The organism is Halanaerobium polyolivorans, from assembly GCF_020711195.1.
Classification (GTDB): Bacteria; Bacillota; Halanaerobiia; order Halanaerobiales; family Halanaerobiaceae; genus Halanaerobium; species Halanaerobium polyolivorans.
This window is the reverse complement of the sequence record NZ_JAJFAT010000002.1, coordinates 23,841-40,725: the sequence shown is the minus strand read 5'-3', so window position 1 is coordinate 40,725 and position 16,885 is coordinate 23,841. Positions and strand designations below refer to the sequence as shown.

General features: G+C 31.1%; 14 protein-coding genes and 1 tRNA gene. 1 reads left to right on the top strand and 14 read right to left on the bottom strand.

Translation table 11 applies throughout. The annotated features are described in order from the left end of the window. Positions 1-41: 41 nt before the first annotated feature. From LJ207_RS01805 to LJ207_RS01755, 11 genes are all read right to left on the bottom strand, one after another. The gene (locus LJ207_RS01805) at positions 42-311 is read right to left on the bottom strand and encodes an ACT domain-containing protein (RefSeq protein WP_229343533.1); all 270 of its coding nucleotides are present in this window, start codon (positions 309-311) and stop codon (positions 42-44) included. A 321-nt stretch (positions 312-632) separates the two neighbouring features. Further along, positions 633-1,925 (bottom strand): TRAP transporter large permease, encoded by a 1,293-nt coding sequence (locus tag LJ207_RS01800; protein WP_229343531.1) that lies wholly within the window; start codon positions 1,923-1,925, stop codon positions 633-635. Then, positions 1,925-2,455, bottom strand: a complete 531-nt coding sequence (locus tag LJ207_RS01795) for a TRAP transporter small permease (RefSeq protein ID WP_229343529.1) — start codon at positions 2,453-2,455, stop codon at positions 1,925-1,927. The genes LJ207_RS01800 and LJ207_RS01795 overlap by 1 nt, the downstream gene beginning before the upstream one ends. 73 nt (positions 2,456-2,528) lie before the next feature. After that, on the bottom strand, positions 2,529-3,509 hold the full coding sequence (locus LJ207_RS01790) for a TRAP transporter substrate-binding protein (protein WP_229343527.1): 981 nt from the start codon (positions 3,507-3,509) through the stop codon (positions 2,529-2,531). 149 nt (positions 3,510-3,658) lie between these two features. After that, complete coding sequence (locus tag LJ207_RS01785) at positions 3,659-5,170, bottom strand: response regulator transcription factor (protein WP_229343525.1); 1,512 nt, start codon at positions 5,168-5,170, stop codon at positions 3,659-3,661. Next, entirely contained in the window at positions 5,170-6,669 is a 1,500-nt protein-coding gene (locus LJ207_RS01780) for a sensor histidine kinase (RefSeq protein WP_229343523.1), read from the bottom strand. The genes LJ207_RS01785 and LJ207_RS01780 overlap by 1 nt, the downstream gene beginning before the upstream one ends. Positions 6,670-6,754: 85 nt before the next feature. Further along, positions 6,755-6,831: transfer RNA gene (locus LJ207_RS01775), tRNA-Arg, on the bottom strand. Positions 6,832-6,844: 13 nt separating this feature from the next. Further along, a complete protein-coding gene (locus LJ207_RS01770) occupies positions 6,845-7,849 on the bottom strand; it encodes a peptidoglycan-binding protein (RefSeq protein WP_229343521.1) in 1,005 nt (334 codons plus the stop codon). Between the two features lie 180 nt (positions 7,850-8,029). After that, positions 8,030-8,689 carry a peroxiredoxin gene (locus LJ207_RS01765; RefSeq protein ID WP_229343519.1) on the bottom strand — a complete coding sequence of 220 codons (660 nt, stop codon included), beginning with the start codon at positions 8,687-8,689 and terminating at the stop codon, positions 8,030-8,032. Between the two features lie 101 nt (positions 8,690-8,790). Then, positions 8,791-9,792, bottom strand: coding sequence for a polyprenyl synthetase family protein (locus LJ207_RS01760; protein ID WP_229343517.1), 1,002 nt, complete (start codon positions 9,790-9,792; stop codon positions 8,791-8,793). Then, entirely contained in the window at positions 9,773-10,837 is a 1,065-nt protein-coding gene (locus tag LJ207_RS01755; RefSeq protein ID WP_229343875.1) for an FAD:protein FMN transferase, read from the bottom strand. The genes LJ207_RS01760 and LJ207_RS01755 overlap by 20 nt, the downstream gene beginning before the upstream one ends. 374 nt (positions 10,838-11,211) lie before the next feature. Here LJ207_RS01755 and LJ207_RS01750 point away from each other — a divergent pair, with 374 nt between their 5' ends. Next, positions 11,212-12,972: an FAD-dependent oxidoreductase gene (locus tag LJ207_RS01750; protein WP_229343515.1), complete on the top strand. Its 1,761-nt coding sequence runs from the start codon at positions 11,212-11,214 to the stop codon at positions 12,970-12,972. Positions 12,973-13,047: 75 nt separating this feature from the next. Here LJ207_RS01750 and LJ207_RS01745 read toward each other — a convergent pair whose 3' ends face one another. The 3 genes from LJ207_RS01745 to lon are packed head-to-tail and all read right to left on the bottom strand — an operon-like array spanning position 13,048 to position 16,859. Next, positions 13,048-13,917, bottom strand: a complete 870-nt coding sequence (locus LJ207_RS01745) for a class I SAM-dependent DNA methyltransferase (RefSeq protein WP_229343513.1) — start codon at positions 13,915-13,917, stop codon at positions 13,048-13,050. Position 13,918: 1 nt separating this feature from the next. Then, positions 13,919-14,521 carry a ribosome biogenesis GTP-binding protein YihA/YsxC gene (yihA, locus tag LJ207_RS01740; protein WP_229343511.1) on the bottom strand — a complete coding sequence of 201 codons (603 nt, stop codon included), beginning with the start codon at positions 14,519-14,521 and terminating at the stop codon, positions 13,919-13,921. Continuing rightward, complete coding sequence (lon, locus tag LJ207_RS01735) at positions 14,508-16,859, bottom strand: endopeptidase La (RefSeq protein ID WP_229343509.1); 2,352 nt, start codon at positions 16,857-16,859, stop codon at positions 14,508-14,510. Before lon ends, yihA begins: the two co-directional genes overlap by 14 nt. Between the last annotated feature and the right edge of the window lie 26 nt (positions 16,860-16,885).

The window sequence follows — 16,885 nt, the reverse complement described above, 5'->3', positions numbered from 1 at the left end:
TATCCACTTCCTTTTTAGAAAAATTATATTCATCGATGCTGCTAAATTCTATGCATAGAACGAAAAATATCTTCATGCTGCAGCTTAATAGAAAGCCCCATCTCTTCACCTTTTTGACTTAATTTATCTTTTAATTCTTCTAATGGGATCTCTAATTTTTCTAAATCAACCAGCATAGTCATTGTAAAATACTCATCTAAAACAGTTTGATTAATATCAAGAATATTAACTTTGTTTGCAGCCAGTAGAGAACTTACTTCTGCAATTATACCTATTTGATCTACTCCAATCACACTAATTATTGCTCTCATATAAATGCCTACCTTTCTAAATTGATTATTATATAATATTATTACAAATTTTTAATTATTTAGGGCTTATTAATTCCTTCACTAATATAATATATTATCACTTATCATAGCCTATTTCCAGCTATTTTTATAATTTTATGCTGCAGGTTAAATGTATAAACTTTAAATCTCTTATTCCATTTGCTGAAAGTATCAAAAAATCGATTAATAGATAAAATAATCGCAGAAAACAGCTAAAAAGCTCATCATTTGATGAGCTTTTTAGTCTGTTATATCAATTTATAAGGAAATTGTTTGAAGATTTTATTCAAATACTAAAACTTAAAGTCCCATTAATAGTCTTGGTAAAAAGAGGGTAATCTCTGGCACAAATGTCAAAAGCAAAACCATTATTACTAAAACAAAATAAAAGGGCATTAGTGATTTGGCAATATCCTCTATTGGAGCCCCACCAATCGAACATCCTACAAATAGTGTTGAACCAACAGGAGGAGTTAATAATCCTACCCCTAAATTAAGCATCATAACTACCCCAAAGGTAATTGGATTCATACCAACACTAGTTACCACTGGTAATAAAATAGGAGTTGCAATTAATATTAGTGGTGCCATATCCATTATCATACCTAAAAGCAGTAAAACTAAATTGACCAACAATAAGATAATTATTGGGTTTTCAGAAATTCCCAATAAAGTATTTGTAATCATTCTTGGTACCTGAAGATAGGACATCATCCAGGCAAAAGAACTGGATGTTGCAATAATTGCTACAACCATTGCTATAGTACTTAGTGAATTTTTTAGAATATCCATCATCTTAATTAGTTTAATATCTCTGTAAACAAAAAATGTAAGAATAAATGCATATACTGCAGCTATTGCAGCTGACTCAGTTGCTGTAAAAACGCCGGTTGTAACACCACCAATAATAATTACTGCAGTTAATAAACCAAGTATACTATCTCTTACGATAATTAAAGACTCTTTTAGAGAAACAGTTTTTTCTCTTGGATAATCTCTTTTAACAGCAATGTGATGACTTAAGATCATCAAAGCTACTCCAAGTAAAACACCAGGTACTATACCTGCTAAAAATAATCTTGCAACTGAAATACCCCCACCTGCTGCAAGTGAATAAATAATCATATTGTGACTGGGAGGAATAATAATTCCCTGTACAGATGAAGTAATTGTTACATTAATAGAATAATCTTTATCATAACCTGCTTTTTCCATCATTGGAATCATAATTGATCCAATTGAAGAAACATCAGCTACTGATGAACCTGAAATACCACCAAAAAACATACTTGCCAAAATATTCACCATTGCTAGTCCACCACGCATCCATCCAATCATAACATTAGAAAATTTAATTAAACGATCAGAAATACCACCTTTACCCATTATCTCTCCCGCAATAATGAAAAATGGGATAGCCATAAGTGAAAAAGAATTAATTCCACTTACCATCTGTTGTACAACTACCATTGGAGATAAACCAACATAAAAAGCTGTAAACATGCTTGAAAGACCAAGTGCAAAAGCAATGGGGATTCGAATAAATAACATCAATAAAAATGAACCTAATAAAACTATAATAGCTGGATCCACTATTCATCCCCCTCACATTTTTCAACTGTAGCTATTCTACTATCATGTTCGATTATGGAAAACATTTTTCCTAATGAATAAATTATTGTCAAAAAGCCAGCAATTGGTAATACAATAAATAAGAGTCCTCTTGACCATTGAGTAGCTGGCAATCTTGTTCTCTTTGTTGAATTATATAACTGCCATCCATATCTTAACAAAAACCAACCAAAAAGTCCTACTAATATATCTTCTATCCTATAAACTATTTTCTGTAATTTATTAGGTAATAAGCTCATGAAAAATTCAATGCTCAAATGAATACACTCTTTTACTCCTAAAGCCATCCCAAGAAAACCAAACCAGATCATCATTAATAGTGCTACTTCATCACTCCATCTTAAAGTAAAATTAAAAACATAGCGGGTAAAAACTGTAGCACTAACTATAACTATCATAACAACCAAAAATATCATAGCTATATAACTCAATATTTTTTCTGAAAGATCTAGACCAGATTTTATTGAATTAAAAATTTTATTATCTTTCATTAATTTCACCCTTTATTAAAGGTGGAGCTTAATAAGCCCCACCTTAATTTAAAATACTTTTTTACAAATGTATTTATTCCATTTCAAAGTTAAGAATACTTTCTAGTAAATCTTCATAACCTTCACTATATTTAGGATACATATCCATAACTGCTTCTTGGAACTCTGCTTGTTCTTCTTCAGTTAGAGTAATAATTTCTGCTCCTTCTTCTACTGCAAGAGCTTTTGCTTCTTCAGTTCTTTCAGCCCAAGCTTCACGCTGTGTTTCAGTAGATTCTATAGCAGCTTCTCTAATAATCTCTTGATCTTCAGGGCTTAAACTATCCCAAGTTATTTTGCTCATTATAATCAATTCAGGAATACGGTTATGTTCATCTTCTACAAAGTATGGAGCAACTTCATGATGACTGTTGTAATACCAACCAGGATAATTGTTTTCTGCAGCATCTACAACTCCAGTTTGTAAAGCACTGTATACCTCACCCCAGGCAACAGGAGTAGGTGATGCACCTAATGCTTCAACCATATCCATCATTAAACTACTTTCTTGAACTCTAATTCTTAAACCTTCTAAATCTTCAACACTTTCCACTTTAGTGTCTGCAGTATAAAAACTACGAGCACCAGCATCATACCAGGTTAATCCAACAATACCTGCATCTTCTAAACCTTCTAAAATTCCATCTCCGATTTCACTTTGAAGAACTTCAAACATGAAATCACCACTAGGATATAAGTAAGGAAGTGATAATACATCCATTGCAGGTTCAAAGTTAGCCATTGGAGTAATTGAAGTTCTTACAAAATCAATTGCACCAAACTGAACCTGTTCTATAGTAGAACTTTCGTCTCCTAAAACTCCACCCGGATAAACTTCAATCTTAATTCTACCATCAGTTCTTTCCTCAACTAAACGAGAAAATTCTTCAGCACCAACAACTGTTGGGTATCCTTCAGGCTGATTATCAGCCAGACGAAGTGTAATTTCTTGTGCCTGCACCCCAAAAGAGAATACCAAAACAGCAACTAAAACAAATGCAAAAATCTTTTTCATTAATTTCTCCTCCTCATTTATTTACTCTAACAACATAATATCAGGGTAAATAAATTATTACTATAGATTATTTTGCTATTTTATTCACTTCATTGTTTATTTTCTGAAAATTAACTATTCTAGCTAGTTATTAAAGTTATTCAAATAGACTAACTATATTTACCGGGAGATATACCGGTATATTTTTTAAAGGCTCTGCTAAAATAATTGCGGTTTGAATAACCTACTTCCTGAGAAACAACCTTTATCTTTTCTCCATTTTTTAATAATTCTTTGGCCTTTTCCATTCTAACTTTGATCAAATAATCTTTATAATTAATACCTTCAACCTCTTTAAATAATTTGCTTAAATAATATTTACTAAAAGCTATATGTTTAGCAACCATATCTAGAGTAATATCAGAACTATAATTTTCTTGAATATATTTTTTTACTTTTTCAATAACCTCAACTTTTTGTTCCTTGTGAGTTTCACTAATATTTAAGATTATCATATTTATCAAATTTTCAAAGTAAAACTTTAAATTTTCTAAATCATTAATTGCAGCAATATCATTTTCTGTTTGCTCTAAATTAAAAAGCGGGTCTTCCCTATTATAATACTCCATTATTCTCCGGTTTAAAAAAATAATAAAACGCCTTAAATAAGACCTTATCCTAGAGACATCACAATTTTCTTCTTCAATTAAATAATTATAGACTTCTGCAAATTCTTTTTCAGCAGCAGTTTGGTCTTTGTCAATAATTTTGGCAAAAATATTTTTTTCTCTTTGATAGGGATAGCTATCAATTTTAAGTTCACTTTTAAAAAGAGATGAGCGCGTTTCATTATAAATATTATTTAAATTTTTGCTTTCCTTAATCACATTACTTTTTTTAAGAAACAATTTAGAATCATATCTATCATCATATATTTTTTTTAGTTCTTTAATAATACTGTCTAATCTGTATTGTTTCTCATTAGATTCAAGGCTATCAGCAATTATTAAAAAAATTATATCATTTAAACCATTATAAGAAACAGTCCCACTAAAATTTTGCTTAATTATTTTTTTTGCTTTAATGAAAAAAGAGTCAGATAATTTTTTTCTTGGCTTTGCACTTAAAAGTAGAAATTGATATTCCTTTCCTTCTATATCCAATAATTTTTTATGCTTATCAAAATTAATTAAAGAAGATTTTGTGTTATAAACAACCTCTAAGATTATTTCTTTTTCTAAATAGGGTATGGTTTCTTTAACTTTATTTATAAGTTTTTCTTCCCTAAATTTATTTTTTTCTTTTTCTTTAATTTTCGCTAAACTTTTATCTATAACCTGACAAAAATCATCTTCAAGATATGGTTTTACCAAATAATCTCTAACTCCAATTTCAATTGCTTTTTTCGCATAATCAAATTCACTGTGAGCAGTTAAGATAATGATTTCAGTTTCTGGCTTTTTTTCTTTGATTTGTTTTGCTGCTTCTAAACCATCTAATTTTGGCATTTTAATATCCATTAGTACTAAATCTACTTCCTCTGCCAAAGCTTTCTCAACTGCTTCCTTTCCATTTGCAAGCTCTGCCGTAATTTTAAATTGATCAGAATAAAATACATCTAAATAGAATTTAATGGCCTTTCTTTCTATTTTTTCATCTTCTGCTATTAATATTTTATACATTAATTACCTCCTTTTCTTAAAGGAATATTTATAATTATTTTAGTGCCTTCATTAACTGCAGTTTTTATTGAAAGCAAATCTTCTCCATATTGAAGCTTAAGCCGTCTTTTTACATTGAGCAAACCAAGACTATCCTTTTGAGATGTATTATTGTTATTTATTTCCTCATTTAAAATTCTTTCTAATTCTGCTCTTGAAATTCCAGCTCCATTGTCTTCAATTATTAATTTTAAATTTTTAGCTGTTCTCTCAATTCTAATTAATACTTTTCCATCTGAATCTTTATCTGATAAACCATGAATAATTGCATTTTCAACCACAGGTTGTAAGATCATTGGAGGAATTTCAATATCTGAAATATCAGCTTCTATTTGAATATCAAATTCCATCTGCTCTTCAAAACGAGTTTGCTGGATTGTTAGATATGCTTTTAAAACTTCAATTTCTTTTTCTAAACTTACTAATTTACCTGTATGGTCAAGATTGTAACGCATTATTTTTGAAATAGCAATTATCAGTTTCTGGGTTTTATCAGCATTTTCAAACATTGCTGTCCTAGAAACCGTATTCAAGGTATTAAATAAAAAATGAGGATCCATCTGCATCTGTAAATTTAATAATTGAGATTCTTTTAGAAGCCTTTCTTTTTCTATATTTTTCATTTTTTGTTTATTTAACTTATTTTCTAAATCAGCTTTTTCTTTTAGTTCATTTATATACTTTTTGATATTATTTTTCATCAAATTAAAAGTTTGGCCTAATATATTTAACTCTCTATATCTTATTTCCTCTATATCTTCAATATTCCAGTGGCCCAGTGAAAGATAACGAGCAGTAGAAGATAGTTTTTCTATAGCTTTTAAAATATTATTGGTAAATAAAACTGAAAAAATAAAGACTGCTATACTGATCAAAATAATAATCAGATAAATAGTTTTAGTTCTCTCCTGAGTACTGATTAATAAATCCATATAACTTCTGCTGTGATGTTCTAAATAGGAATTAATTAAATTTTGAGAATGACTGCTCATATAAGAATATAATGTATCTATTCTAGTCAAAGTTTGATAAGTAGTGGAATCAAAAATATTAGTCTCTAATACCTGATTTACCAGTTCATCGTGATAATTTATCATATTATTTAAACTTCTATAAAAAGTTCTGCTTTTCTGATCCTGGGCAACTTTAATCTCAACATCTTTCATTAAATTTGAAATTTTTTCGCGAGAATTAAAATACATATCTCTAGTTTCTTCATCTCTATTTTGAAAATATTGAGAAAAATAACGTGAGTTTTCAGTTATTTCTAGTGATAACTGATTTAATTTGAAATTTATATCTACATTATCTTGATAAATCTCTATTTCTCTTTCTCTTCTGAGAAAAGAAAAAAAGAAAACTAAATTTAAAATAATGATTATTATAATAAATACACTAATAATTCTAGTCCTTATTGAACGCTTATCTTTAACAAAAAAACCTTTTATTCGAGAAAACATGATTTCACCCCCCTTTTAATAGCAAAAAACTCCCAATCAAAGCTGGGAGATATTAAACAAAATATTATAATATTTATTACGATAGTGGTGGGGCTAACAGGATTCGAACCTGTGGCTTGCAGATTAGGAATCTACCGCTCTATCCACCTGAGCTATAGCCCCTTTATACCCTTAATTAAAAATCATAAATCTCACTCTCAACAACACTTTCAATCATATTTTGATGTTCGGAATCTTTTGTCCCATTGTTATGTAAGCGGCTGTTTTTAAAATGCAAACAAATATGACCTGGAAAATTATTATTTTTAATAGCAGCACCACCATGTGGAGTGCCATTTATAGAACCAGCAATTAAGTGGTTACCAACATAAACAATTACAGCCCTTCTATCCCAGCTCCAGCTACCTCCATAAATCCTTCTTAAAATTCTTGTATCTTGTGCTGTGAGTGGTTCTACATCTGCATGATTTGTACCATATAACCTTTTAACCTCAAAACTTAATCCTGTTTCAACATCAGTTATAATTGCTCTTGACTCACGTGGAAAAATAGAATCTACCCTGCTCCATTCCATATCTACTATATTAGCTGAAAAAGAGCTATGATTTTCTCCCGGCAGTTTTAATTTATCACCTGCTCTTATCCTATCAGAATTTAAATTGTTAATAGCTTTTAATTCATTAACAGTAGTATTAAACCTTCCTGCTAAAACCCATAAACTATCTCCCTGTTGCACAGTGTACTGGGAAAGTTGGCTTTCTCCTTCTGCAGTTAATTTCTTTAATGTTGCAGGTCCTAAAATACCATCTGTCTCTAAACCAGTGACTTTTTGAAATTTAACTACAGCTAATTTAGTCTGATGCCCATAAACTCCATCTATTGCTCCTTGATAAAAGCCTTTTTGACTTAACAGTTCTTGAGCTTTTTTAACATTTTCACCCCGATCATTCTCCCTAATCAGCTGGTTAGTAGAAAAAGTTGATTCTAATTGGCTGCTGGAAAAACTACTACTGCTAGCTCTATTATCAGTCTGAGCAAAAACTTGATTACTAAAAATAAAAGAATTGTGATTGGCCAAAAATAAAAACAACAATATTATCAAAATGTTAAAGCTTAATTGTTTAAATTTAAATATATTTACTGAAATATTATTCTTTGTTTTTCTTTTCTTAAAATACATAAACCTGCCTCCTATAAATTTAATCCTCAATATTAATCTTAACACAAATTCTCTCTTTAATAAATGATATTTTTTAAGAAATTCATAATTTATTCTTAAAATCTAAAAAAAAATGTATTTAGACTAATATAAGCGGAAAGCAAATGCTTTCCGCTTTGAATATTTCAGATTTAATTTTTACTATTTTTTGTGACATAACCACCAATCAAAACTTTCTAGTTCTCCATTTTCTACCTGTTTTTTTCTCAACTCTATTTCTTCTGCACTATTTGCAGGTGGAACTATAACATTACTTCCTACTACCTCATTATTTGGCCAGTTAGCAGGGATTGCTACATTTTCTTTATCTGCTTTCTGAAGTCCTTTAATCATTCTCAAAATTTCATCCATATTTCTTCCTAATTCAGAAGGATAATATAGAATTGCTCTTACCTTAGATTCAGGATCAACGATAAATACTGCCCTTACTGTAGCAGTTTCACTGGCAGTATGTAATAAACCAATTTCTTTTGCTACTCTTCCAGTTCCATCAGCAATAATTGGGTATTCAATTTTATCACCCAGATTATTTTCGATCCATTCTTCCCATTTCAAATGGCTGAATACCTGGTCAATACTTAATCCAATTAATTCAGTATTTAAATCCTGAAATTCATCATATCTTCTTTGAAAAGCAACAAATTCAGTTGTGCAGACAGGTGTAAAATCAGCAGGATGACTGAATAAAATAAACCACTGTCCTTTAAAAGCTTCTGGAAGCTTCATTTTTCCTTTAGTTGTTGTTACCTCAAATTCCGGAAATTGATCACCAATTAAGGGCATAGTTTTTTTCTCTTCCATTATTATCACTCCTATAATTTATTATTAGTATTGATTTCTATTATCAATTATAATTGATAGTGAATCTTTTGTCAAACTATATGATAACAATAGTTAGCTTTTTAATATTCTCTATCTATTTGAGCATCAATTAACTTCTTTAATCTCTTTTTGGCTTTGTTTTTAGGTAGATAACTTAAAAATCGATCAACTCTTTGCATAAAAACTTTTAAAATTTCTCGACTTTCTTCTAAAACTGATGAATTTCTTACATCTTCAGTAAGAGATATAATTGTTTGCTGATCAAGTTCTCTGTTTTTTGGCTCTATATTTTTAAATTTGTCTTTGGCTAGAAGATTAGAATACTTTTGTTGATATTCTTCTTTCTCTAATAATAAGATAAGAGGTAGAGTTATAACACCTTCTTCTAAATCTTTGGCGATCTTTTTGCCGGTTCTTGATTCTTCTCCATTAAAATCAAGTATATCATCCTGAATCTGAAAAGCCATTCCAATTTCTAAACCCAGTTTATATAATATATTTAATTTTTTGCCCCTGATTCCACTAACATAAGCACCTAAATAACTGCTAATAGCAAATAATAAAGCAGTTTTATGTCTAATCCTTCTATAATAATCTCTGATTGAAATATCAAAATCATACTTTTTTTCTGCTTGTTCTATTTCACCTTCACAAATTAAACGGAGATTTTTATTCATTTTTATTAATGTTTCTTTATCAAGATGTTCAAATAAAATATCAAAAGTCTTAGAAATTAAAAAATCTCCTATAAATACCGCTTCATTTTTACCAAATCTATTTTGAGCAGTTTCTTTACCACGCCGCAAATCAGCATCATCAATTATATCATCGTGGATCAAGGAAGCCATATGAAGTATCTCAATACCGCTACCTAAATCTAAAAGTACTTTTTTATCATAATCACCAAAACTAGCAGCTAAAAACATCAAAAATGGCCTCAGCTTTTTACCACCACCATCAATTAAATCGGTGATGGCAGTATTTATTATTTCACGCTGAGTAGTTGTTTTATCTAAAATATTTTTATCTATTTTTTTAACAATTTTTTTATAATATCTATCTTCAATCAGCAAAATTTTCACCTTCAATTAAATTAAAGTCTGGGCCAGTAATTTCTACAATACCAGTTAATCCTGAAGAAAGATGAACATCTAATTCCTCAGTTATAAACATAGCATCTACATCTGCAATATCTTCAACAAATTTCATTCCTGCTTCTAAGCCTTTAACATATGCTATGGTTGAAAGAGCATCAGCATCTAGAGAAAGATCAGTAATTATTGTAACACTCAAAAGCCCTGTCCGGGCAGGATAACCACTTTCAGGATCAAAAATATGATGATAATGCTCTCCATCTTCTTCAAAATAACGCTCATAATCACCTGAAGTCACTATAGTTTGATCTTTGCTTTCTACTATGGCCATAACATTACCTCTGCCCCGCCTGGGGTCCTGAATACCAATTCTCCACTTTGAGCCATCAACATTGTTACCAACAACTAAAACATTACCACCAATATTGATAAATGCACTGGGAACATCATGCTTTTTAACTATTTCTCTAACTTCATCTGCAGCATACCCTTTAGCAATTCCACCTAAGTCAATCTTAACTCCTTCTTTAGTTACCCTAGCTCTATTATCTTCAATCTCAAGATTATTATAATCAACAAATTCTAGGACTTCTTCAATCTCAGCTTGAGAAGGAACCCTTGCTTCTTCAGTCCCAATCCCCCATAAATCTACTATAGGACCAATACTTGGGTCGAATTTACCACTACTTAATTCAGCAAAATAAAGAGATTCTGCTATAACTTTTTGGGTCTCTTCAGAAATCTCAATAAATTCGCCGGGATTATCATTTATTTGAGATACTTCACTAGCTTCTAAAGTTCTGCTCATTAAATATTCAATTTCTCTTATCCTATCCATACTCTCTTCAACAGCTATTTCTGCATTTTCTCCATGAGCTCTCATCTGTACCAATGTATTCATGATAAAAGAATTATCTTCTGCAGATTGGATGTCTGCACCACTATCTCTTCCACATCCAGTAATAATCAAAAATGAACTGATCACAATTACCAATAAAAAAATCAACTTTTTAGCTTTTAACAAATCTATCACTCCAAATATATATTTATTTCTCAATTAATCCGGTTAATCCGGAGTAAACTACTTATATTTTAACATAATTAATAAAGAATGCAAAGCAAATTATCCTCTAATGTCTATTGTTAAAATATTAACATAGTGTTTTAACTATTTCAATTTTATTTATTTTTTTATTGTAATCTAAGGCTTATCTATTGCAAATATGGAAAATATAGTTTGTAATTATAGCTATAATACTAAATTTTTTATTTTATTCTTGAGTAATTTACTCATATATTTGCATTTTTATTTATATATGCTATAATTATAGTGTGAAAAATATAACTACTCGTAAACTAGTTAATAATTTTAACTTTAAAGATTAAGTTCAAAAGGGAGGAAATATTATGCGAAAACATGTTATTATATTAGGCGCAGGTTATGGAGGGATTTCTGCTGCCAAAAAGATGGCTAAACTGGCCAAAAAAGAAGAAGATATAGAAGTTACGCTTCTTAACAAAGGTAAAAAGCATCATTTAATTACTGAATTACACGAAGTTGCAGGTAATAGAATTGAGCCAGAAGATTTAGAAATTAGCTTAAATAGACTATTTGAAAGTACTAAGGTTAATGTTATCTGGGATGAAATAACTGAGATTAATTTTGATGATAAAAAGCTTTATTCAACAGAACAAGAATACAGTTATGATTATCTAATCTTAGGAACAGGTAGTCAACCAAATGACTGTGGTGTTAAAGGGGTTAATGAAAATGCCTTTACTCTCTGGTCAATGGATGATGCGATAAAAATAAATAATCAGGTAGAAGAAATGTTCCATAAAGCTCAATTTGAAACTGATCCTGAGAAAAGAAGAGAATTACTTTCTTTTGTAGTTGCAGGTGCAGGTTTCACAGGTGTAGAAATGGTTGGAGAATTGATTCAATGGTTTGATGAACTATCTAAGCAATATGAAATTCCAAGAAATGATATTAATCTTTATCTTGTCGAAGGACTAGAAAGAATTCTTCCCAATATAGAAGAAGATATGGCAAAAAAAGCCGAAAAATATCTTAAGAAAAAGAAGGTAGAAATTATTACAGGTCACTTTGCTCAAGAAGTAAAAGAAAATGCTATTATAATCGGCAAAGGTGAACAGGGTACTGAAACTATTCCTACTAAAACAGTGATCTGGACCTGTGGAGTAAAAAGTGCTCCTTTAGTAGAAGATCTTGACCTGGAAAAAGATAAAAGCGAAAGGTTAATTGTTAATGAATATTTGCAAATACCAAAACATAAAGAAGTGTATGCAATCGGCGATAATTCAGCAGCTCCCTGGGTTGATGAAAAAACACTGCCTGCTTTAGTAGAAACTGCTATGCAAACTGGTGAATGTGCAGCCAAAAATATAGTAGCTGATATTAAAGGCCAGGAAAAAGAAAAAATAAATGCAAAACTACATGGAGTAATGGTCTCAATTGGTTCTGATTATGCTGTTGCAGATGTAACAGGTTTATCATTAAAAGGACGCCCCGCCTTATTACTCAAGCATTTCGTTAATATGTTCTATTTCTTTGAAATTGGTGGAATTAAGGAAGGATTTTCTTTAGTAAATGAATATATACATGAACAGGCCTCAAAAAAGGGGATAGTTCCTCAGCTCTTTGATCAGGCTACCATGAAATCACACACTTTCTTTATCGCTATCTTAAGAATATTCCTTGGTTATCAGTGGCTGATGAGTGGTATTCATAAGGTTCAGGAAGGCTGGCTGCAGGATCCTTATCATCTAGTTGCTGGGGCAACAGCCGCTCCCATAGGACCAAATGCTGTCGGCTGGTATGAAGCCTTTATGGAAGCAGTTGTTTTACAATATCCACTATTCTTCCAAATTGTTGTAACCCTAACTGAAATTGCAATAGGCTTATCACTCTTTTTAGGTCTATTTAGTGTTTTAGGAGCCATGGCTTCTATATTCATGAATATAAATTTCATGTTATCTGGAACCGGGAACATGTGGTATTTAATGGCTTCTTTCCCTTGTCTTGCTAGTTCAGGCCAGTCATTAGGGCTTGACTATTATGTACTTCCTTTAATCAAGAAATTTATCTGGAGAAAACCAAAGAATAAAGCTGAACATCTCAAAGATGTTGTGCAAAAAAGAAAATAATAGTATTTGCTTAGCTTTATAAAATAAAATAAGCCTAAAAAAACTGCCGTGATTAATTTTACGGCAGTTAATTTTTTATATACTTTGTTTGAAAATAGATTTTAAGCCAATTAAAAAATATTTTACTTCATTTTTAATTGAGTAGGATATTTTAGTGAAAATATTTCTTTTTCTAGCTAAACTCTCTTTATTTAAGGCTGCAACAAAATAAATTCTATCTACCTTATCATTAGCTTTAAAAAGATTAAAAGCACGATAAACATCTACTCCGCCAAATCCACTTTGATGGAGCAGCTTTTTAATAGTCTCTATTTTATAACCTTTTTCTGTATGAAGTTCTTCAAATGCAGGCAAATCAGGATTATCAGGGCTGATCTGCAGTCTTACCTGCCAGAGAGACTCTTTAATATTTACTATATCTTCCCACAAACAGCTGTAATCTTCACCTTCAAGCATTAGTTTTTTTTCTTCAATAGTTTTAATTCTTTTAATAGAATTCATATCAAAAATAAATAAACCGTTTTCTTTCAGCACTTCTGCAGCACAGCTAAAACTAGCCTTAAGATCTTCTTTTCTTAAAAGATAGTTATAGCTATCAAAAACCGATACTACTAAATCAAAATCAGCTTTAAGTTTAAAGTCAGTCATATCAGCTCGAAAGAATTCTAAGTTCAAATCTTCTAATTCATAATTGGCAAGTTTTGCTTGGGCTCTTTTTAGCATTGCTGCTGATAGATCAAGAGCTTTAATCTCTTTTACTTTAGGCAGTTGAATTAATTCTGCTGTCATATTTCCGGTTCCCGCTGCAATTTCAAGCACCGATTCTACTTCTAAATTATAATATTTAAGCAGATCTTTTAAATATTCAAACCAAAAATGATAAGGTACTTCCTTCATCACATCATCATATATCCTGGCAAAAGAGCTAGTATAACTATTCTCCATTTTAAGACCTATCTTTAGCTAATTGAAGTAGAGATTCTAAATAATTATAAATATCTTTACTACCTTCTCCTGTTTGAGCAGAAAAGAATGTAAAATTATCATTTTTATCTAAAGCAAGCTCTTTAAAGATCACTTTTTTTTGCTGTGCTCTTTTATTATTTGAAATTTTATCAACTTTAGTTGCAGCAATTAAAAAACTCAGACCACTAGCTTTTAACCATTCAACCATCATTTTATCCTCTTTACTTGGTTTGTGTCGGGCATCAATGATTTGGACTATTCCGATTAAATTCTCTCTGTAATTTAAATAACTATCTATTAACTCTGACCAATCATCTTTCACTTTTTTGGGAACATTAGCAAAACCATAACCAGGTAAATCTACCAGATAAAATTTATCATCAATATTATAATAATTTAAAGATTGGGTCCGGCCAGGAGTGTTACTTGTCCTGGCCAGCTTTTTATTTTTGGTAATTCTATTAATCAAAGAAGATTTGCCGACATTAGAACGGCCGCTAAAAGCTACTTCGGGCTGCTGTAACCTTGGGCATTCTTCATATTTATAAACACTTTTGTAGAATTTTGCATTACTCAATTTCATTTTCATCTTCCTTACGTAATAACATAGCTAAGACTTCATCCATATGAGAAACAAAAGTAACATCTATATCTTTGCTTATTTCTTTATCTATTTTTCCATAATTATTTTTGTTCTTTTCCGGTAATATAAACTTAGTTATACCTGCTCTACGTCCAGCAAGAATTTTAGTTTTTATACCACCAATAGGTAATACTCTACCCCTAAGCGAGATCTCTCCCGTCATAGCATAATCACCACGTACCTTGCGGTTTGTCAGTGCAGATGCAAGAGCAATAGCGATTGTAATCCCTGCAGATGGACCATCTTTTGGTACTGCACCCTGAGGAACATGGATGTGAATATCAAAGTTTTTATAAAACCCATCTGTTAAAGAAAGTTCAGTTTGTTTTGACCTTACATAGCTTAAAGCAGCTTGAGCAGATTCTTTCATAACATCTCCTAAAGAACCAGTAAGAGTCAGCTCTCCTTTACCAGGTACTACTGCAACTTCGATATCTAAAATATCTCCACCTGCCTGATTATAGGCTAAACCTGTTGCTACTCCAACTCTGTCCTCTAAACTGCTCTGCTGATATTCATAATCTGGTAAACCCAGATATTTTTCAACACTATTGACGGCAACTAAAACTTTTTTATCTCTACCTTCTAAAAATTCTTTAGCTACCTTACGAGCAATTGCTGCCAGCTTACGTTCTAAGTTTCTAACCCCAGCTTCCCTGGTATATTTTCTAATCACCTTATAAATTGCATTAGATGAAATATTAATTTGCTCTTCTTTTAAACCATGGTCTTCATAAATATCTGGTAAAAGGTGTTTTTCTGCAATCTTTAATTTCTCATCTTCTGTATAACCGGGTATCTCAATTAATTCCATTCTATCTAATAAAGGAGCAGGTATTGTGTGAGCTACATTGGCTGTAGTAACAAATAATACTTCTGATAGATCAAAAGGAAGCTCCAAATAATGATCACTAAATTCTACATTTTGTTCAGGATCAAGTACCTCTAATAATGCTGAAGCAGGATCTCCTCTAAAATCTGAACTCATTTTATCAACTTCATCTAACAAAAAGACAGGATTTTTAGTGCCAGCATCTCTAATTGCACTTAATATTCTTCCTGGTCTAGAGCCAATATAGGTTCTGCGGTGACCTCTTATTTCTGCTTCATCCTTGACTCCACCTAAAGATAGGCGGACAAATTCTCTATTTAAAGCACTTGCAATGGAACGTCCAAGTGAAGTTTTACCAACCCCTGGTGCACCTACCAGACAGAGTATCGGACTCTTTTTAGCTGGTGCCATTTTTCTCACAGCTAGATATTCAATTATTCTTTCCTTGACATCTTCTAAACCATAATGATCTGATTCTAATATTTCTTCAGATTTTTTAATATCAATTTCTTCTTCTTTAGAAATATTCCAAGGTAGATCAAGTATAAAGTCAAGATAATTACGAATTACTGTTGCTTCTGGAGACATATTTGGAGTCCTATCTAATTTTTTTATCTCCTCTTCTATCTTTTCTGCTGCTTTTTCGGGTAGATCTACCTCTTCTAGTTTTTCATAATAATCCGCTATCTCTGCACTTGCACCCTGATCTTCATCAAGTTCATCCTTGATAACTTTCATTTTTTCGCGCAGATAATATTCTTTTTGATTTTTTTCTACTTTCTTTTTGACACGTTTATTTATATCTTGTTCAATTTTAAGCACTTCAATTTCACTGCGCAAAACGGCTAGCATTTTTTCTAAACGTTCTATTATATCGGTGGCTTCTAGAAGTTCCTGCAGCTGTTGATATTTTAAATCAATTTGTGAAGAAATCACATCTGCTAACCTACCTGGATCATCAATATCATTAACTGACATAATTGTTTCAGCAGGTAAATTTCGATTGAATTTTATATACTGTTCAAATTCTTTAACTACTGTTCTCATTAAAGCCTTTGTTTCAGTATCAACTTCAATCTTCTCTTCTGGACAGCTTTCTACCTCAGCTAAAAAATAGCCTTCAGTATCGATATATCTTTTAACTTCAGCCCGTTCTAAACCCTCTACAACTACTTTCATCATATCATTTGGTAATTTAACAAATTGCTTAACTTCAGCAATTGTCCCAAATGAATAAATATCATCTATTTCTGGGTCTTCAATTTTTTCGTCCTTTTGAGCAACAATAATTATCTTTTTTTCTTCCATCATTGCTTCTTCAAGTGCTTCAATTGATTTGTCCCTACCAACCAAAAGAGGGATTACCATATGGGGAAAAACAATTACTCCTCTTGAAGCCAGTAAAGGTAGTTCCATAGTTTCTTTACTTTTAATTGCTTCAGACATTTATCTCACCTCTCACCTATTATAAT